At 39.1% G+C, this 19,740-nt stretch carries 15 protein-coding genes; all 15 read right to left on the bottom strand.

Going from position 1 to position 19,740, the window contains the following annotated elements; all coding sequences use genetic code 11:
* Positions 1-97 precede the first annotated feature (97 nt).
* Positions 98-655, bottom strand: coding sequence for a dTDP-4-dehydrorhamnose 3,5-epimerase (gene rfbC, locus RMX89_RS15350; protein WP_322682408.1), 558 nt, complete (start codon positions 653-655; stop codon positions 98-100).
* Between the two features lie 39 nt (positions 656-694).
* Positions 695-1,348, bottom strand: coding sequence for a PIG-L deacetylase family protein (locus tag RMX89_RS15345; RefSeq protein ID WP_322670014.1), 654 nt, complete (start codon positions 1,346-1,348; stop codon positions 695-697).
* Complete coding sequence (locus RMX89_RS15340; RefSeq protein WP_322670013.1) at positions 1,345-2,142, bottom strand: sugar phosphate nucleotidyltransferase; 798 nt, start codon at positions 2,140-2,142, stop codon at positions 1,345-1,347. Before RMX89_RS15340 ends, RMX89_RS15345 begins: the two co-directional genes overlap by 4 nt.
* 37 nt (positions 2,143-2,179) lie before the next feature.
* Complete coding sequence (locus RMX89_RS15335) at positions 2,180-3,445, bottom strand: class I SAM-dependent methyltransferase (RefSeq protein ID WP_322689503.1); 1,266 nt, start codon at positions 3,443-3,445, stop codon at positions 2,180-2,182.
* A 10-nt stretch (positions 3,446-3,455) separates the two neighbouring features.
* The gene (locus RMX89_RS15330) at positions 3,456-4,484 is read right to left on the bottom strand and encodes an SDR family oxidoreductase (RefSeq protein WP_322689502.1); all 1,029 of its coding nucleotides are present in this window, start codon (positions 4,482-4,484) and stop codon (positions 3,456-3,458) included.
* A 3-nt stretch (positions 4,485-4,487) separates the two neighbouring features.
* Positions 4,488-7,031 carry a glycosyltransferase gene (locus RMX89_RS15325; protein WP_322689501.1) on the bottom strand — a complete coding sequence of 848 codons (2,544 nt, stop codon included), beginning with the start codon at positions 7,029-7,031 and terminating at the stop codon, positions 4,488-4,490.
* 50 nt (positions 7,032-7,081) lie between these two features.
* Positions 7,082-9,082, bottom strand: coding sequence for a tetratricopeptide repeat protein (locus RMX89_RS15320; protein WP_322689500.1), 2,001 nt, complete (start codon positions 9,080-9,082; stop codon positions 7,082-7,084).
* Positions 9,083-9,469: 387 nt separating this feature from the next.
* Positions 9,470-10,750 (bottom strand): calcium-binding protein, encoded by a 1,281-nt coding sequence (locus tag RMX89_RS15315; protein ID WP_322689499.1) that lies wholly within the window; start codon positions 10,748-10,750, stop codon positions 9,470-9,472.
* A gap of 108 nt (positions 10,751-10,858) precedes the next feature.
* Positions 10,859-11,029 (bottom strand): hypothetical protein, encoded by a 171-nt coding sequence (locus RMX89_RS15310; RefSeq protein WP_322670007.1) that lies wholly within the window; start codon positions 11,027-11,029, stop codon positions 10,859-10,861.
* A 6-nt stretch (positions 11,030-11,035) separates the two neighbouring features.
* Positions 11,036-12,298: a nif11-class peptide radical SAM maturase 3 gene (locus RMX89_RS15305; protein WP_322689498.1), complete on the bottom strand. Its 1,263-nt coding sequence runs from the start codon at positions 12,296-12,298 to the stop codon at positions 11,036-11,038.
* A 67-nt stretch (positions 12,299-12,365) separates the two neighbouring features.
* The gene (locus RMX89_RS15300) at positions 12,366-12,806 is read right to left on the bottom strand and encodes a Nif11-like leader peptide family natural product precursor (protein WP_322689497.1); all 441 of its coding nucleotides are present in this window, start codon (positions 12,804-12,806) and stop codon (positions 12,366-12,368) included.
* Between the two features lie 72 nt (positions 12,807-12,878).
* Positions 12,879-15,971, bottom strand: coding sequence for a tetratricopeptide repeat protein (locus RMX89_RS15295; RefSeq protein WP_322689496.1), 3,093 nt, complete (start codon positions 15,969-15,971; stop codon positions 12,879-12,881).
* Between the two features lie 542 nt (positions 15,972-16,513).
* Positions 16,514-16,762 carry a hypothetical protein gene (locus RMX89_RS15290; RefSeq protein ID WP_322689495.1) on the bottom strand — a complete coding sequence of 83 codons (249 nt, stop codon included), beginning with the start codon at positions 16,760-16,762 and terminating at the stop codon, positions 16,514-16,516.
* A 434-nt stretch (positions 16,763-17,196) separates the two neighbouring features.
* Positions 17,197-17,985: a peptidylprolyl isomerase gene (locus RMX89_RS15285; RefSeq protein ID WP_322670002.1), complete on the bottom strand. Its 789-nt coding sequence runs from the start codon at positions 17,983-17,985 to the stop codon at positions 17,197-17,199.
* A gap of 175 nt (positions 17,986-18,160) precedes the next feature.
* Entirely contained in the window at positions 18,161-19,705 is a 1,545-nt protein-coding gene (locus tag RMX89_RS15280) for an HlyD family efflux transporter periplasmic adaptor subunit (RefSeq protein WP_322689494.1), read from the bottom strand.
* Positions 19,706-19,740 lie beyond the last annotated feature (35 nt).

Here is a 19,740-nt window from a genome sequence, read left to right as displayed (position 1 = left end):
TTTTCAAATTTTGATTTTCTCTGTCTGTGCGCTTCTGTGCGTTCCTAATCCTATATTCACTCAGCAACTATATATTTTTAAATTGCTCTTAAAAGTCTTACATTACCGTAGGCGTTACAATTTTGTCCGATTCAAATAAACTCCAAGCTCGATCTTTATCCGAAATTTCAGTCACAGATAGAGGCCATTCAATACCAAAAGCTGGGTCATCATAGCGATACCCGCCAGCATATTCTGGTGCATAAAAGTCACCCATTTGATACATCACCTCCGTCTCATTGCTGAGAGTTTGAAAACCGTGAGCACACCTATCTGGGATATAGAGACCAAGGCGATTTTCAGCAGTCAACTCTATACCAATATGAGATAAATAACTAGGAGATTCTGGACGCAAATCGATAATTACATCATAAATAGCCCCCTTGATACAACGCACCAATTTTGTTTCCTGAGAAGGAGGTATTTGATAATGCATACCCCGCAATGTTCCTTTTTTATAGTTAAAAGATAAATTGCATTGGGCAATAGTAGGTTTTAAGCCACGATCTTGAAATTCCTGAATACAGAAACTCCGAGCAAAAAAGCCCCGACTATCTCGGTGCAACTCTAAATCAACAATAAATGCTTCTTTTATTTTAGTTTCAGTAAAGATCATAAATTTGCAAATTAGCGAGAAAATTAAAACTCTAATTTTTTAGAAAAACATTTTTCGACAGTAAAATGCTTCAGCATATTTACTCGGTGAATTTGATTCAATCCCACGAATTCTGAGAATTGCACGAAAAGTCTCTTCTGTAAACCACTGCTTATTATTTTGGGTAGCAAACGCATCCAAAATATATTGAATTTTTCGATGGCAGAGTGTTTCATTTAAATGAACAAAGAAATTAGGAATACCCAAATCACCGTCATATTTGGGTATTTCATATTCTAAAATTAAATGATTTCTAAAGGTATTCCAAGTCAAGTCAGAAATTAAGCGGTGATCTTGGTGGCGATCGTCTCGATGATGAGTAAAGACTATATCTGGTGAAAATTCCTGCTTTAACTGTTCAAAGCACTCCTTTACCTTTATCCCTTCAAAAGGCAGAAAGCCATCTCGAAAATTTTTAATGATAATTTTCTTGACTGGGATTTCTTTTAAGAATAGATTAGCACTTATGGTTGCTTCCTGCGCTCTTTGCTCGTTGGAACTAAAGACAACCCAATAGATAACAACATCTTGGTAATTTTCTATTAGCTTTAAGATTGTGCCTCCACAACCAATCTCGATATCATCGCAATGAGAACCTAGACAAAGAATTTTGTACTCAGATTCTTCTGTCTTGTTCAAGGTAAGTTGGATCATAGATGGCTAACTTCTAGTTGTTCATCTCCCCATACTTCCCAAGGTCTTTCGCCTTGAGCATACATATCATCTAACTGTTGCTTCTCTTTAAACGTATCCATTACCCCGAAAAAGCCAGTGTATCGATACGCAAAAAGTTCTTTTTTGGCAATCAGTCTTTGAAAAGGTTCAAGAACAAGTTCTTCGCCACGATTAATATAGTTAAAAATCTCCTTTTTAAAGATAAAATATCCTCCATTAATCCAAATATCACGTTGCTTGACCTCATTGATATCCTTTACCAAACCATCCTCATCCATATCAACTAGGTGAAAACTTTGGCTAGGTCTAACACACAAAAAACTACCAATTTTATCACGCTCATAAAAATGATTAATATACGTTGGCAGATGCAAGTCTGTCAAACCGTCACTATAGTTAGCTAAAAATACTTCTTCTCCTTCTAGATACTTTTCTACTGCCTTGAATCTTTGTCCAATATTGGCAGTTAACCCTGTATCTACAAATGTGATATTCCAGTCTTGAATATCCCGATTAAACAACTGAATGTTGCTGCCATTGGAAAGGCTAAAGTTATTAGAAAGCCATTCATTGTAATTCAAAAAATAGCTTTTAATTAGGTCAGCTTTGTAACCAAGACATAAGATAAAATCTTTGTGCCCATAGTGAGCATAGTATTTCATTACGTGCCATAATATTGGTCTATAACCAATATTCACCATTGGCTTAGGAATACTTTCTGAATACTCTCTCATTCTAGTTCCTAAACCACCGCAAAATAAAACTACTTTCATGTTATTTACCTCTTTTTGATAAAAAAATATCAAATACTCAAGAGTAGATATTCACTTCAGGAATGGGTACAACAAATTGACCTCCCCAATCCCGAATATAAGCCATTTGTGCCATAATTTCATTTTTCAGATTCCAGGGCAAAATTAGTAGATAGTCAGGCTTTGTTTCGGTAATTTTGTCTGGATGAAAAATCGGAATATGAGTTCCTGGTAAAAATTGACCCTGTTTGTAAGGGTTACGGTCTACTGTATAGTCAAGAAAATCTGTGCGGATACCACAATAGTTTAAAAGAGTATTTCCCTTACCTGGAGCACCGTAACCAACAATCGATTTTCCCTCCCGCTTAACTTCGATCAAAAAATCTAATAACTTGCGTTTAGTTTCTTTAACCTGTTCTCCAAAGGAAAAATAGTATTCTAATTGCGTAAAACCAGCCGCTTCTTCTCTAGATTTCAGTTCTGATACTTGATGACTAACGGGTTTAGAAGAGTCTTCATTGTGGCGGGCATAAATTCTCAAAGAACCACCATGAGTAGTTAATTCTTCTACATCAAAAATTGTCAAACCGTGAGCTGCAAAAATCTTTTCTACGGTAATAAAGGAAAAATAAGAGAAATGCTCGTGGTAAATAGTATCAAACTGATTTTCCTCGATTAACCGCATCAAGTGGGGAAATTCCATAGTAATTACACCATACGGTTTGAGGATAATTTTCATCCCTTTGACAAAATCATTGAGATATGGTGTGTGAGCAAGGACATTATTTCCGAGTAATAAATCTGCCTGTTTGCCTTGAGCAACCTGTTCTTGGGCTGTCTTCTGTCCAAAAAACTTGACAACTGTAGGAATACCTTTTTTAATTGCTACTTCAGCAACATTTGCTGCTGGTTCTATTCCCAGCGCTGGGATATTTTTGGCAACAAAGTATTGCAGCAAGTAACCATCATTGCTAGCAATTTCTATTACTTGATTCTCCTGGTTTAATTGTAAACGTTCTACTACTAAATCAACGTATTTTTTAGCGTGTTGCAACCAGCTATCAGAGTAGGAAGAGAAATAAGCATAGTCACTAAAAATATTTTCCGGGCTAATGTATTCTTGGAGTTGAACTAAAAAACATTCCTCACAAACATAGACATGCAGAGGATAAAATGGCTCCACTTCATTGAGTTGTTTGAGACTGCGATAGCTTTCGCAGGGAGGAGACATCCCTAAATCTACGAAGGTATGGCGCAACCCTGTTCCACAGAACAGACAGTTACCAGTTATTAGTTGATTATTTGTTGATTTTGATAAATTCATAATTTATATTTTAAACAGTCTGCCAGAAGAAATCTCGATCGATTTGCTGGGTGCGAATGAGGTATTCCAGTTGTTTCAGGCGAGTAAAACCTCTAGACTCAAATGTTCCTTTATCCATATCAATTTGCTGGAAGACATTATATAGTTGTTGAGCACCGCGTTGGGCATCCCATTCACATTTGAATCCTGGTAAATTTTGGTTAATTTTATCAAATAAAACTCGATAGCTGCGGTTGTCAGGATCGTGTTTACCAAAGCTCAATTGACAATCTGTAAAAACTTCTGCAACTATTTGAGCAATTTGTTTGACTTGATAGTTGCTATTTGTATCGCCGACATTGAAAATTTGGTTGTGAATTAGATCGCGCGGAGCTTCTAAGGTACAGATAATTGCTTTGCAGATATCCAACAGATGCACTAAGGGACGCCAAGGTGTACCGTCACTGTTCATCTTGATTTCTTTAATTGTCCATGCCCAACCGGCTAGATTGTTTAAGACAATATCAAAGCGCATTCTGGGAGAAGCGCCATAGGCTGTGGCATTTCGGAGAAAGGTGGGAGAAAAGCTATCATCAGCAAGGAGTTTCACATCTTGTTCGACAAGTGCTTTGCATTTGGCATAAGCTGTTTGGGGATTGATGGTAGACTCTTCGCTAACGTAGTCTTCAGTGGCAAAACCATAGACACTGCATGATGATGTATAAACAAAGCGTTGGATTCCTGCTGCTTTTGCCAGTTTCGCTATATGTACTGAGCCTTTGTGGTTGATATCGTAGGTGATATCAGGAGCTAACTGACCTAAAGGGTCGTTAGAGAGTTCTGCCATGTGAACTACTGCTTCTACACCTTGTAGGTCTTCTATTGTAATGTGGCGGATGTCTTTGTTGAGGGTTTTGGCAGTTAGTTTGGTGCCGTTATATAGCCAACCTACTTTATAAAAGCCAGTATCCAAACCAATAACTTCATGACCTTGTTGGATCAACAGGGGAGCTAATAATGAGCCGATATAGCCTTCAGTTCCAGTTACAAGTATTTTCATATCCTATAGTGCGATCACAGTTTGTGGGGGTTTTAATTCAGTAGGAATATTGTCTATAGGTGCTAATAGCAACTTAGCAATGATTTCTTCGCGTAGGGGAGCGGCTTCATCTTGAGTCAACAAAGCGAATAACTTTGCTACTGCTTGTGGGGAGCGATCTATTTTGAGGGACTCTTGCAGTATAGACAAAGCTCCGGCGATATTGCCCACCTGGAGAGGAATTGCTGCTCGTGTCAGACAATAGTTGAAATTTTGGCTGCGAGCTTCTCTGGTAATCTTGGCGCGCTGCTCAATGGGAAAATAGGTATCAGAAATTTCAATCGCATGGCGGATAGCTTTTGGCATCTTTCCAGAAAGCCAATTTGCAGATGTCAATTTTTGGGTATGTTCGCGATAACGTGCCAAAATGCCTGGTTCGTACCACCAATCGTAATTAGCAGCATAGCGTTTAAATATTTCCCAGTCAGAAATTTCAGTTAAGTTCGGGTAATGTCCTCCTAACTGTTCGTAAGCGGTTCGACGAATGACTATTGCAGGTATGGTTACTAGACCACAGACACCTATGTTGGACAGCCAATTTGTCATGATGCCCCTGTGTTCTCCATACACCGAAACTACTTCTCCAGTGTTGATCGTTTCTCCTTTTTCGTTAATATATTCAAAACCCGTACAACCAACTCCAACTGTATCTGGACAAGTTGCCAGACTTTGCTGAAGGCGTTCATAAAAACCTGGAAGTACACAGTCATCATCATGGAGAACATGCACCCACTGACCGCGACTCAGGGCAATCCCGGCGTTATAATTTCTCGCTCCACCAATATTTTCTTGATTGCGGTAGTAGCGGATTACTCCTCCCCCAATACTGTTTACTAGATCGAACAACGGTGTTGTACTGGCATTATCCATTACCAGAATTTCCATCTGCTCTGCCCCAGGCCATTGCACTAAGACGCTAGCCAGACATTCCAGGAGATAATCGGTGCGGTTATATACCGGAATCACTACAGTCCAAAATGGTCGAGGTTTCTCTGGCTCTATTACAGGTGGAATCGCTGGAAACTGATAGTCGCCAATAGTAACTTCAGCTTGAGGAATGGAGGGAGTAACGAGCATTTCTGGAGTGATGGCAGCATCAAAGTAAGCAGATACGGCTTTGGCATAGTGAGGATTGAGTAAAGTTAATGCCTGACGATACACAGAAATCGCCTCTGCTCTCTTGTTTTGAGCTTGGTAAACCTGACTCAAACGGACGTAGATTTTCCAGTTTAAGGGATTGAGTTTTAGGGCTTGGCGATATGAGGCGATCGCTTCTTCCCACTGACCTACTTCTTGCAAGCTATTGCCTAAGCTATAATATGTCTCTGGCGAATTTGGGTCAAGAGCGATCGCTTGACGATAATAATTAATTGCTTTCTTAAAATCCCCTGCGATCGTGCAAGTATGTGCAAATTTCTGATTCAAATCCGCGTAGTCTGCTTGTTGAGCTTTTGATAGTTTACCTTGCGCGTTCAGGGTGTTGCCTAAGTTAACTTTTGCTTCGGCAAAGTTAGGCTGGAGTTCTAAGGCTTTTTGATAACAAGTAACTGCTTCATCAAACTTACCTTGTTGTTCCAAAGTATAACCCAAATTATTATGTCTTGCTACTAGCTTTGACTCTAGGGCTATTACATCAGGCAAAGAAGCAAAATCGAAATACAAGAGAAACTTTTGGTAAGGAATATTTTGAAAGTTTTTATTTTCTTGCTTAAATTTTGGAGATAGTAAAATTAATTCCTTATCTCTATTCCTTTTCTCCATATCGTTCAGTTTTTCTAAAAGCTCACCATCTAATTCTCTGCCGCCATTTCTCGAAAATGCGTTCTTCTTTAACCAATGTGTATGCCAGAAAATAAAGCCTAAATAATAAGCTGTGATCCCTTCAAATTGAATTGCTTCACAAAATGGAATTTTGGCATTTTTATCAAAAATATTTTGCGGTGAAACTGTCCAATATGCCACATCTCCATCACCAGAAGCAACACATTTTAAATTTGTGTAGTAGTTGGGATCGTTTGGACGTTGATATAAATTTACTCCTGAAAAAAATAAGGCTGTATTTTGCAGATGATTTTGCTTCAAATAATTATAAATAATTTTTAATTTATCAGGAATACCTATGCAATCGCCGTCGATATAAACGCAAATTTTATACTGCGTCTGACTAAGACCAAAATTAGAATAAAAAACGAAAGAATGAATGTTGTTTACATCCAATTCAACTTGTTCTTTTGTACTAAACGAATAGACGTGAGGTAAGTAATGAAAAGCTCGTATTTTCTGAGGGTATTTTTGTGCAAATGCCTCTATTATTTGAGGAGTTTTGTCTGTACACTGATGAAACACTATTACCAATTCATCAACATAATCAATCCAAGATTCGATTGTTGGTGCCAAAAACTCCTCTTCATTACGAACTCGCATTAGACCGCTGATCCCATCTTGTCGATTTTGTGGCTCAAAAGATGAAGCATTTATAGTAGGATGCTCTACTTGACTAATTGACATAGTTTTTTAGTCCAAAACTAGAAAATTTTTGCTTTTTCCTAAACAAGTCTTTATAAAGGAAGTGAGATAAATCTTGAGGCAATTTCTTCACGCAGAGGAGCTGCTTTTTCTTGTGTTAACCATCGGAATAACTTTGCCACTGCTTCCGAGCTACGATCTATTTTTAAAGCTTCTTCTAACCCTTGCCAAACTCCAGCCATATTCCCAGTCTGTAGGGGAATTATCAGCGATTCTAGACAATAAAGAAAATAATGACTCCGAGATTGGGCGGTAATTTGTGCCGAGTATTCAATAGGAAAATAACTCTTTGAAATTTCAATTGCACGGCGGATGGATATCATCTGTTTCCCAGAGAGTAACAGTTGGCTGGTGACATTGTTAGCATGTTCGCGGTAACGAGCTAAAATTTCTGGTTCATACCACCAATCATAAACAGAGGCAATGCGTTTATAAACTTCCCAATCGCTTGTATAGGTCAGTTCAGGATGATATACGCCCAATTGTTCGTGTGCTTCTCGACGAATCACTACCGCAGGCATATTCAATGAGTTACTAACTCCGATAATTTGCAACCAATTTTGGGCAATTCCTCGCTGCTCTCCATAGACTTGTTGGCTGAAAATTACTTCTCCTTTCTCGTTAATATTTTCATAACCTGTAAAAGCGGCTCCTATAGAATCTGAAGACCCTTCTAGACTTTCTTGTAGCCGAGAATAAAAACCTGGGAGAATATAATCATCGTCGTGCAGTAAATGAATCCAATGACCGCGAGTTAGAGCAACTCCGGCATTCCAATTTCCTGGCAAACCGAGATTTTGCGGATTGCGATAGTAGTTGATTATGCCTTGTCCGATACTATTCACCAGTTCAAATACTGGCGTTGTACTGGCATCGTCCATGACGATGATTTCCATTTGCTCTTCTCCTTGCCATTGGGTCAATACACTAACAAGGCATTCGAGTAGATAATCTATGCGGTTGTATACAGTTACCACCACACTCCAGAAAGGACGCTTACCTGTATTTGCTACGGTTGGAATAGTCGGAAAGCTGTATTCCCCTACAATTACCTCTCTTTGGGGAATTGAGGGCGTGACTGGTACTTGTTGAGGAATTTCAGCATCCTCACTAGATACTAATGCTTTGGCATAGTGAGGATTAATTAGCTTTAATCCTTGTCGATAGGCAGAAACAGCTTTTTGATATTGGTTGAGTTGTTGATAAATTTTGCCTAAATTGAGGTATATTTCTTCATCGTTGGGATTAAGTTCTAATAGTTTTTGGTAGGATGCGATCGCCTCTTCTAATTCTCCTTGTTCTTGCAGCGCCAAAGCCAAGTTATAATGAGCTTCTAGGAAATTTTGTTGTAGTGCGATCGCTTGCTTGTGACAAGTAACAGCATTTTTCAAATCCCCTGCTTTTTTGCGTGCAACACCCAATTGATTATTTAATTGTGCATAGTATATTTTTTGATTGATCGAGAGCTTACCTTGAGCGTGTAACGCATTACCCAAATTAGTCTCTGCTTCGATAAAGTCTGGCTTTAACTCTAGAGCTTTTTGATAATAGTTAATTGCTTCTTCAAATAATCCTTGTTGTTGCAGAGTATAGCCCAAGTTGTTGTAAATTGGTAATGAATTAGGTAATAAAACTAAAGCTTCCCGATAAGCTTTCTCTGCTTCGGAAAACTGTTCTTGAACTAAATGCAAATTACCTAAACTGAACCAAGTTTTAACAGAATTTGGTTGAATTTGTGAAGCCGCACTTAGCCACTGTTCAGCAGTTTTGAGTTGCCCCATCTGCTGTGCTAACATCCCTAAACCATATAAAGCTTCATGGTTATCGGGCTGTTTTTCCAGAACTTGACTGTACAGCAGCTCTGCCTCCAATAAACTATTATCTCGTTGCTGTTGAACTGCTAGTTCAAGGATTTCAGCTACTTCTGTTTGATTTAGCGATTCAGCTTCATCCTTGTCACCTGACTGATGCTTTTGTATCGCAATTTGAATAAAAGATTTAACTCTAGATGCTGAAATATTTGTAGCATTCATAACTCTGTAGTATCTATAACTATATTTGAATTTGATATTATATTGTTATAGATTACTATAATTTCAGAAGATAAGTGATAACTATTAATAAAATATTTTCCCTATTTTTGCCTGTTAATCAAGCAAGGCTATTTAATTAAAATAAGGGAGAGATTTTGTCAACAGTATGGACGAGAAATAAGCCTGAAGCTAGCGATCGAACATTACCAAGTCAAGTAATTTCAGTGCGTACACCATAGTGTTTGCTGTTGGCAAAACCTCTCCCAGAAAAGGTATCGAAATTTTATTGTACAATCAGATTTTTTTTAGGCACCCGATTGTTTTGACTGAGATGCTTGTAAGTCAGAGTCTGTTAGGAAATGAAACAAGCAATTAACCTGAAGCAAATTATATTATCGAACTGATATCGCTTGCACTCACGTTTGAAAATAGTATGCTTTGTTGAGGATTATTACCGATAGACAAAGTGTTACCAATAGACAAAGTATTACCGAGAGACAAAGAATTTAAGGTGAGAAGAGCGCCATCGCTGGTATCTGTGATGTTACCTCGACTTCCCCAGCCATCTAATACAAGCTTGTCAACACCAACTTGAAAATCTTGAATGACATCAAAATCTTTTTTCAACAAAGAATCGCTACGTTTGAAAGTAAATGTGTCATTACCTTCGCCACCAATTAAGACATCATTACCACTACCACCATAGAGTGTATCATTGCCTTTACCGCCATAGAGTGTATCATCGCCTTCGGCACCATCTAGCGAATCATTACCTTGGCCGGCGTCGAGGTTATCATTACCTCTTTTTCCAGATAGCTTATCATCCCCTAAGCTAGCATAAAGTTTGTCTGCCCCGTTGGTTCCCGTCAGATTATCCTTGCGAATCGTGCCGTAGATAACATCTCTACCCAGGTTGCCGATTAAAGTGTCTCCTGCCAATTCAACAGAAGTAGTATTAATTTTAACTATAGTTAAGTTGGTATTACGATTAAAATTCCGTTCATAAGTACCAACAGCACTACCATTGAGGAAATCAGTACCATTGTCGCCATCAATATCATCATCTTTGTCACGACTCTCGATTGTGACATTGCGACTACGACCAAATGTTAGATCCCCGATTTGATCGGAGGAGACTAATTTACCTTGGATGCCAAAATAATCTAAAACTTTGGCCCGATTAGGATTTGTGGTATCTAATACCAAAAAAGTTGTTGTCGACTGGCCCTTGTTATATTCAACGTCAGGATTTTCAATTTCTTTAGCTGCCAATTTTAAATTTGCTGAAAAATCAAAAGAGAAGCTGTCATTACGACCAACCGCAAAACTAGCAAGTACCTTTGCTTCGCTGTTGGAAGTACCTTCAAATTGACCACTTAATCCAACTACAGCAGCCTTAGTGAAAAGTGATGAAAAAGTTGGATCAAAACTTGCTTGAGCCTCAGCAATTGCAGCAGTTATACCACCTTTAACTAAGGTATCTGCCTGAGTCGTAGTTAAAATGCTTGCAGCACTTTCACTATAGTTAGAAAAAGTAGCATCACCTTCAGCGGTAACAAAATTAGGACTAGGATCGGGCTTGGGATCGGGTCTATTGTTGAGATTAGTTCTACCATTAAAAGAAAGTAACTTTGGAACTGTCAGTGTTAGACTTACTCTTGATGCCATAAAAAAACTGTGTTGATTTTGTGAGTTAACAAATTTGCGCGTAAATATTTGGGGAGTAATTCTCTCCTAATTTACGAGCTAAATCTCTTGATATCCCTAATGAAGCTGTTAGCTTTTATCCAGGATTTGCTTCGCTTTTAACAGCACTTTGAAATAGGTTAGTTGACTATTCCAAGCGGAACGTGGAAGTAGTGGGATTTTCTCTAATTCTTGAGATGGTGATGACTCAAGGTCAGTTTTTTCCGCTGAAATTGTGTTAATTTCGGAATTTTCTGCCATAATTTATTATCTCACGAGAGAGTAATAACGATCGGGTTCTTTTTGCCAACTTTCCGACCACTGAATGCTGTCAGCAGTAAAGTGTAATCGGTCGTTTGCTGGCAATAAAGTATCTCTAGGCTCGACAATTAGCTCAAATTCGCCATTATCAAATGGCAATCCTTGCGCCTTTACTTTGGGAACTACACGCTCTCTCATACCTTGTTTGGCATGAACAAGAGCGCGATGATGACAGTAAGGATTATTACCTCTCTTATTAAAGAAAACATGGGCAGTCCAACTGCAACCCCCACGACAAAGTTCAGCATATTCGCAGGTTTTACAGAAACCCCATAGGTGTTTTGTGCCTTCAGGTGTGCCTGCCCCTAGATTGAAGCGTAGTTCTTCTGCACCCTCGATAATATCATGCAAGGTATGTTCTCGGATGTTACCACCTGTATAGGCAGTAGTCGGCAGTGAGGGACAACCTTTAATCGCTCCGTCAGCTTCAATTCCCAAAGTGGAAAGTCCTGCACCGCAACCTTGCCAAAATGAGAAGTCATCCTCCTTTCCCCGTCCCCGCAACAGTCGTTCATAAGGGCCGTAGTAACCAATATTATTTCCCGCCTGAAGTTGCACGCCTTCTTGGTAAGCACGACGCGCCACACGCGCAAGCATGGGGTATATATCTAGCAGTTCATGGGGTTGGAGGAGGATATCTGCGTTATCGGCTGCATTTCCCATTGGTACAGTTAATTGAACTTGCCAAGCACACGCACCTGCATCACGAATGCACTCATAGATGCACGGAAACTCTGGCGCTGAGAGGCGATTAATTTGGGTGTTGCAACCAAAAGAAATACCCACTTCTCGCAGATGACTCATGGTCTTAAATGCATATTTCCAAGAGCCTTTCTTTCCCCGCAGGCGGTCATGAGTTGCTTCCAAGCCATCAATAGAAACAGAGACGGTACGAATTCCCGCTGACTTCATTTTTTGGGCGGTTTCTAAGGAAATGCCATAACCGCCTGTAGTCATACCACATAACATTCCTGCCTCGTTGATAGCTTTGGCAATTTCCAGCCAGTCTGGACGCAGAAATGCTTCACCACCAATGAGAGTAACTTCTTTAATTCCAACTTCTGCCATCTGCTTGACGAGATCCAAAGCTTCTTCTGGGGAAAGTTCTTTGGCGCGCTCATGTCCTGCACGGGAACCACAGTGACTACATGCTAGATTGCACTTCAAGGTAATTTCCCAAACTGCGTAGCTTTTGCGCTGATATGTCATAGGTTAACTCTCAATCTCAACCCTCGAAATAAACGAACGAATTCTATTTCTTCATCGCTTTATCGGGTTATTGTACTTCTGTTGAACTAAGAACTGCTCCATATAACGGTTGTACAGGTGGAATTTTTCCTATGGGAAGTGGCCATGGCTTTGGATTTGGTTTAGGAATCCATTTACATTTTTTAACTGGTGGTTTTCCACCTTCTTCGGGAGGTGAGACTACAACACCATACAATGGCTGAAGGACTGAATCCTTATTGTTTGTAAGCCCGCCAAAGGCTCCTAGTAATTCGTCTTCACTAAGGTCGTCAAACTGGCCTAGTTCTTTTAACTCCAAGATTTTAATTGAGGCTGTTTCAAATTCTTCTTGAGAAAAATTATAGCCACCTTCTTCCATGACTTTTATCACTTCCTCAACCTTATCACTCATCAATTGAGTGTAAAAAGCCTCCTCTTTAACTAATCTGACTATGAACTCTTTAACTTTCTCGAAAATTGTTAATGACATAAATTTTACCCCCTTAATTTGAAAGTTGAAGTTTAGATTGATGTTAATTGACGATCGCATCAAATAACTCGTTTAGCGAGAAACTTTTAGTGAGTCAACTTGTGTAACTTTTTGTTGCTGATTTTGGTAAATCTCTCCTAATTTGATATTGGCCTCCTGGTGTTGGGGATTGAACTCTAAAGCTTTTTGATAGCAAGCGATCGCTTCTTCTAGCTCCCCTTGTTCTTGCAGTGCCACCCCCAAGTTATAATGGGCTTCTACCAAATCAGGCTGTATTGCGATCGCAGTTCGATAGTAAACAACAGCAGTTTGCCAATCAGCTCCTTCTTGGTGGGCAAAGCCCATCTGATAATTCAATTCTGCATAATAGGCTTGTTTTTCTAGCGAAAGCTTCCCTTGAGCAAACAGCGCATTCGCTAAATTGATTTCTGCTTCTATGCAGTTGGGCTGAAATTCCAGAGCTTTTTCATAAGATGCGATCGCATCCTCCCACTTCTCTTGTTGTTGCAAGGTGTAGCCCAAATTGTTGTATATTGTCCCTGCATCTGGTCGCAAAGCAATAGCTTTTCGGTAAGCTGCTTCAGCTTCTGGTAACTGTCCTTGGCCTTGCAGCAAATTGCCTAAACTAAACCAAATTTTCACGGAGTTAGGCTGAACTTGCGAAGCTGCACTCAAATGCTTCTGAGCTTCCTGCAATTCACCTTTGTGCTGTAGCAGCATCCCTAAATTGTATAATGCTTCTGAATAGTCTGGTTGTTTTTCGATCGCTTGACGATATAGCTGTTCGGCTGTATCTAGGCGATTAGCTCGATGCTCCTGAAGTGCAAGTTGAAACAGTTCAGCAACTTCTTTAGCGTTAAATTGTCTTGGTTTATTAACCAACTGCAAAATAAAATCTTCCAGCGCTCTAACGGGCTTTAAATCGCCATATAATTTATGTTTATTTTCTGCAACTTGCTGAGAAATATATTGCCGATATTTAGCATCTTTCCCCAGACGGATGGCAATTTTGACGTATTCTGATTTATTTGAAGCGATCGTCTCTTCGATACCCATCATCTGTAAAATTGCTAGAGAATGGCGCGATCGCATCAGTTCTCCAGGTAAAGTTACAATCGGAATATTATGAGCAATAGATTCGAGTGTGGAGTTACATCCAGACCAACCAATACTATCTAAGAAGACATCTGCTATAGCTGTAGTTCCAGCAAACTTCCTGTCATTGAGGAAAGACAAAAACAAACAGTGATTTTGATAATCTAATCCTAATTCTGCAAAAGCATGATTTAAGCGCTGGCGAAATTTTTCTGTTATTTCTTCACTTTTGCTTTTAATAAACACAAACTTAGAATTTCCTAGCTCTTTAGCAATAGAAGGAAAAACATCATCATGATTAGGCAAATATTTATATAATGATTGACAACACCAGAAGAAAATATCATCCTCTTTTAAACCTATATCTGGTTTCTTAATTTCTTCGGGTGGAATTGCTAAAGGCATATAATGAATAGATAGATTGGGTAATCTAACTAATTTTTCTGTGTAATGTTCTTGAGCATTTTCGGGTTCCATTAAGTCACTGCTCAAGTAATAGTCAATTGTCGGCAGTCCACTAGTCTCAGGGTGTCCCCAAGATGTCATTTGAATTGGCGCTAATCTCAGACAACCCAGTTTGAGAGCCATTGGGTCCATCCCAAATTCTGGGAAAATCAAGATATGTAATCGATCTTTTGTAATTACCTCACACCATTGTTCAGTTGAGCGAACACCTTGAACAAATTTATCAAAAGTTTTGGTGGCACTCATTGTTGAGTAATCTTTTTTGTCTCCAGTATAATAACCAAATAATTCAAACTCACTTCGATCTATATTTTCTACCCAACCTTTAATCGGGATTTTCCAATTAGAATGACTAGATAAAAACCCAGAAACGATCCCAATACGAACCTTTTGATTTTTATCTAAATTTGGCAGAGCAAGCGGCTGGCAATCTTGGGGATAGCGACTCGACATAATTTGGAAAATCATTTCTCCATAAGTTCGCTGTAAATCTCGGTCATTTAAACCTTGATATGTCAAATAAAAAGGTTGAAATGCTCCCACAGCTTCCGATGCTTTTGCCTGTCCTTCCCGATTAGTTAATTCATAATATTTAGCTAAATCTTGCAAATACTGTTGATACTGATTTCGTCTGAATGCAATTTCATCAATATTAGAATAGATAACTGGTAGTTGGCTCATACAAGCACCAAATTTAGCCATATTATAGTTTGGGTTCACTTTTACGGCTTGCTCAAATGCCTGGACTGCTGCTTCTATTTGGTTATCATCTCTCAATGCTGTTCCCAAGTTGGAATATATGTAATCAACATCAGGTCGAATTTTAATCGCTTTTTGATAGGATTCTATGGCAGCATCAAATTTATTTTGCGCCCTGAGAATATTTCCTAAGTTATTATAGGTGATTGCAAAATCAGGTTGAATACTTAAAGTTTTTTCATAAGCTTCTATTGCTTCTGCAAATTTTCCTTTTTCCTGGAAAAGATACCCTAAGTTGTGATAGGCGTAATGATAGTCTGGTTTAATTTTCAGTGCTTGTTGGTAAGAATCGATGGCATCATTGAATCGCCCTTGTTTTTGGAGTACTTCTCCTAAATTAGTATGAGATGATACCAAATCTGGCTGCAATGCAATAGCTTGGCGATAATATAATTCTGCTATCTTGAAATCGCCTGCGTTTTGCTTACCTAAAGCAAACTGCTCGTTCAACTCTGCATAGTGGGCTTGTTCTTCTGGTGACAGCTTACCTTGAATGTGAAGAATATTTTTGATATTAATTTGTACTTCTATGCTGTCTGGGAGAATTAAGAGTGCTTTTTCATAACAGGCGATCGCTTCTTCTAGCTTACCCTGTTGTTGCAGACTAAACCCCAAACTGTTATATATTGCCCCTGCTTCAGGTTGTAATTGCAGGGCTGCTTGAAAAAATTGTTCTGCATTTTGATATTGTTCCCGTTGCTGCGCCAGCAGACCTAATCCATATAATGCTTCTGACTGCTGGGAATCTAAGTCTATAATTTGACGATAAATCTCTTCGGCTTGGGTGAAGCGCTTACTTTGATAATATTGACTTGCGAGTTGGAGAGCATCAGGAATTGTCGTCACGTCGCTTTGCTCCAAATTCAAAATTAACAATCCCCATTAATAGATTTAGGAGCTTATATCCTTTCATTTATGGGCTTTTATGGGCTATAAATACAATCTTTTTTATTTAAAATGTCTTTTGTTTCTATATCTGCAAGGAACTCAAGCTTTTGAAACTTATAACTGATATCGATTGATATCATATCTGCTTGGTTACTTCTTAAACTTAATTAACAGAAATTTTACTCTTCTCTACCTTTCGGGGGTCTAAGAGAAGCTTAAGGCTACGGTAAAATCTTTCTCTTATGACTATTAGCCCAGAGTTTTAATTCAGGGCGGGTAAATAACACAGGTTGCAACTGGGTTGAGGATTAAATGTTCTAAGTTGTAAAACTTTATTGCAAAAACATTTTTTTAAGACCAAAGGGTGTATTTTTGGTAAAAGCCGAAGGCTCAAATGAGCAAAGAGCCTTCGGCATTTATCAATATACTAAGCTTTCGAGCCTAACTCTACTTGCAGAAGTTAATACTTTTTGTAAGTAGAGTTTAATTATTACTACTTGTTAGTTAGAAGTAGAAGCATAGCTTGATGACGAAGCAGTAGCGCTATTAGGAGTAACGGTGGCGTTAGTAAAGGTTACAGCTACGTTGTTGAGGCCGCCACTTGCTGAAGCATCTGCATCAGCTTGTGCAACGCTGTTGAATTTGGGGGGCTTGGGCTTGGGCACAACAATGACGATTACCTTACCCTTAGTACCACCAATAATTTCTTCAGTGGTATTTTCCAAGTAGTTAAGATCAGAAATAATCATTTGAGTTCTCCTAAAATTTGTAACTGTTGTTGGGAATATTTGGTCTAACCAACTTGTTTTGTTTGGCTATACATCTAATATACTTTATTCCTCAAAAAAGTCAATGCTTTTTTGAGGAACTTTTGATTAAAAAAACTAATATATTTATGTTGAAAAATCATTATATATAGTCCTATTTGAAGTTAGAAAAAACTGCATGACAAATTTAAGCAGAAATGAAAATAATTACTGCCTAGCAAGAGTTATAGCGATTGAATTTAATTTTGAAGTAACGCAAATACAGCACTTTATAGATATATTCACAAAACACTCAAAAGGAAAACTTATTAAGTTTTAAGTATATAAATCTGTATCTGCAATATTTTTGAAGCTTCCAGGAATCTCCCATAACTTAGGTAGATACTTAGCGACAAAAACATTTGATAATTATTAAATTATTTAGTCTTGGTGTATAACATATCTATTAATTCCTCTTGTGAACCGTCTGAGTCTATTTGAGTGACTATTTTCATCATGGTGATTTGTTGCTTTAACCAATCAGAAAAGGATTCTGTAATGATTTTTTGGCGCAACTGTTCATCTAATTGGGGTTGAATGACTTCTTCCACCCAAATTAAATACACTCCCTTGGGAGTCGTTATCGGTTTAAGAGCTTCTGGTGGTGCAGCAGCAAATACAGCAGCTGCAATCTCTGGACGAAAATCTTTGCGGTATCGGAGTCCTTTGTATCCATAAGCACGACGAGCTTCTGGTTCTGAGATATATAGACGAGCAATATCTGGAAAACTGATTTCGCCTTCTTCTAGGGCATAAAAAAGCTCTAAAGCCAAGTCTCGATCCTCGAAGACAACTTCGTAGGTAACGGCGGCGATATAATCTAGCTGATGTTCGTAAAAGTGCTTTTCCAGTTGATCGGAAAATAGATGATTCGCTAACTTCCGCGAAAGGATGTTGTTGTAGGCTAATTCTTCAAACTGATCCACAGAGAGGTGATGTTTTTCTAGCCATGACCAGGTGTCTTTAGCTTTGACAAGCTTCTTGGCGAACCTTAAGTTATCTCCTTCTTGCTGTAATTCTTCTGGCGTGACTGTAATTCCTGCCGCTTGAGCTGCTTCGGTAATAATACTTTGCGACGCGATCGCCTCCACAACAGCAGGTATCTGACAGGAGAGTTTAAGACTGTGAATGATATCTGAGGTAGAAATGGTCAGATTGTGGGGCATAACACTATATCTCCAATAATTAAGCGGATTGGGTATCCCTTCTCTGCGAGACGCTAGGCGAACGGCTTACCTCGCAACGCTTGGCACAAGTCGCTCAGGGCAAGTGAGCACGCGGCATTAATTATTCCTCCAATCTCCCTTGTCCTATTTCCTGATTTGGATGCGATATCTTTAACTACATCTCCAAACCGCCCTTTTTCAGTTTTTTGAACGGATCTAGAACAAAGTCAATTACTCGGCGTTGACGAATGATCACTTCAGCATTTGCTGTCTGACCGGCACCTAATGGAATACGTTTGTTGCCATTTTGGACATACTGCTGGTCTAAGGTGATTTCTAATTCATAGGTTTCGATGTTGCCTTGGGGTGTTTGGCTAACTTTCGAGTCAGGCGAGATCCAAGTAACTTTTCCTGGCACGATGCCATACTCTTGGAAGGGATAGGCATCAAACTTGACTTTTACTGGCATTCCTACCTTCAAGAAACCGCTATCCTGATTAGGCATATTGGCTCTGAGTACGAAGTCTGTTGTTGCGGGTGCAATTTGGGCAATCCTTTGACCGACTTGTACCACTGCTCCTGGTTTAGTTGTGGGTAATTCAAAAATCACCCCATTAAGCGGCGATCGCACCACGCGCTGCTGAATTTGCAATCTTGTAGATAGAAGCTGGCTTTTTGTCTGAGCGATTTCTGATTGCGTTGCTGTTATTTGTGCTTGTAAATCTTTTAGCTGCTCCTGATTTTTCATTACAGCTAGTTGTCCGGCTTGCGTGGCACTTTTATAACTACTTTGTTCTTCTTGCAGTCGGAGTTTTGCTTGTTTGATATCAGACTCTAAGGTTTTGATAGTTACCTGATAATTATTTACCTCTTGGGCTAAACGCAATTCGGCTTGTTTAATATCTGATAGAGACTTTTTATAAAGTCGTTTGCTTTCTTCCTCTTGTTTTTTGAGTTGATCGACTTGGGCTGTAGACACTGCACCATCGTGAACGAGTTGGCTATAAGTTTCAACTTGCTTAGAATCTATACCCAAAAGTTTTTTAGTCGATTCTTGATCGTCGCGACTGGTGGAAATTTGCTGCTGTGCTTGTTTAACTGATGATTCTTTTTCTAACTTTTGGAGGTTATAGCTACTCAGTTTGGCATCCAAGTTTTGCTGCACCTGGTTGAGTTGAGCCAATTTTTCTAATTCTTGGGATTTATTTTGTTGTTCTAAAAGACTCGTTGACATTAAGAGTTGATTTTTCAGCACTTCCAGTTGGGATTGCCGATTTTGTAGCCCTTGCAATTTGCTCTGGACTTGTTGCAGTTCCGTTTGCAGCAACTCAGAATCCAGTTCTAGTAAAACCTGGCCGGCTTTAACTGTATCTCCTTCTTTGACTGTAACTGCTTTGACACTTCCACCAGCTTGAGCGTCTAATTTTTGAGTTGCGCCTTTAGGTTCTATACGCCCTCTGGCGCTACCAGTTTCATCGACTTTTGAAAGAGTTGCCCAAGGCAAAAATAGACCAGCAAAGCCGATGAGCGTATATAACAAACCACGAGTCCAAATTCGAGGTAAGGCATCGAGTAGTTTTTCTGTACCGTAGTACAAATCTTGACTTTCATTTTCTACCTCTGTTTGCTCGTCAAATACCGATTCCTCTTGCTGTTTGTAACTTTGATATTCATCTTGCTCATCTGGGGGAAGTGGGGACGATCTGTTGGGATGTGGCATGGTTTTATTTCCGATAACAGTAGATGGGGAGTGAG

The sequence above is a fragment of the Nostoc sp. DedSLP04 genome, assembly GCF_034530775.1.
In the GTDB taxonomy this organism is placed as follows: Bacteria; Cyanobacteriota; Cyanobacteriia; order Cyanobacteriales; family Nostocaceae; genus Nostoc.
The sequence above is the reverse complement of the archived record's forward strand: the minus strand, read 5'-3'. Positions and strand labels throughout refer to the sequence as shown.

What these genes read in the sequence shown, in the direction of transcription:
- RMX89_RS15315 (WP_322689499.1), bottom strand. Translation starts at nt 10,750, where the DNA reads ATGGCATCAAGAGTAAGTCTAACACTGACAGTTCCAAAGTTACTTTCT.
- RMX89_RS15330 (WP_322689502.1), bottom strand. Translation starts at nt 4,484, where the DNA reads ATGAAAATACTTGTAACTGGAACTGAAGGCTATATCGGCTCATTATTA.
- RMX89_RS15300 (WP_322689497.1), bottom strand. Translation starts at nt 12,806, where the DNA reads ATGTCATTAACAATTTTCGAGAAAGTTAAAGAGTTCATAGTCAGATTA.
- RMX89_RS15345 (WP_322670014.1), bottom strand. Translation starts at nt 1,348, where the DNA reads ATGATCCAACTTACCTTGAACAAGACAGAAGAATCTGAGTACAAAATT.
- RMX89_RS15340 (WP_322670013.1), bottom strand. Translation starts at nt 2,142, where the DNA reads ATGAAAGTAGTTTTATTTTGCGGTGGTTTAGGAACTAGAATGAGAGAG.
- rfbC (WP_322682408.1), bottom strand. Translation starts at nt 655, where the DNA reads ATGATCTTTACTGAAACTAAAATAAAAGAAGCATTTATTGTTGATTTA.
- RMX89_RS15280 (WP_322689494.1), bottom strand. Translation starts at nt 19,705, where the DNA reads ATGCCACATCCCAACAGATCGTCCCCACTTCCCCCAGATGAGCAAGAT.
- RMX89_RS15285 (WP_322670002.1), bottom strand. Translation starts at nt 17,985, where the DNA reads ATGCCCCACAATCTGACCATTTCTACCTCAGATATCATTCACAGTCTT.
- RMX89_RS15290 (WP_322689495.1), bottom strand. Translation starts at nt 16,762, where the DNA reads ATGATTATTTCTGATCTTAACTACTTGGAAAATACCACTGAAGAAATT.
- RMX89_RS15305 (WP_322689498.1), bottom strand. Translation starts at nt 12,298, where the DNA reads ATGACATATCAGCGCAAAAGCTACGCAGTTTGGGAAATTACCTTGAAG.
- RMX89_RS15335 (WP_322689503.1), bottom strand. Translation starts at nt 3,445, where the DNA reads ATGAATTTATCAAAATCAACAAATAATCAACTAATAACTGGTAACTGT.
- RMX89_RS15320 (WP_322689500.1), bottom strand. Translation starts at nt 9,082, where the DNA reads ATGAATGCTACAAATATTTCAGCATCTAGAGTTAAATCTTTTATTCAA.
- RMX89_RS15310 (WP_322670007.1), bottom strand. Translation starts at nt 11,029, where the DNA reads ATGGCAGAAAATTCCGAAATTAACACAATTTCAGCGGAAAAAACTGAC.
- RMX89_RS15325 (WP_322689501.1), bottom strand. Translation starts at nt 7,031, where the DNA reads ATGTCAATTAGTCAAGTAGAGCATCCTACTATAAATGCTTCATCTTTT.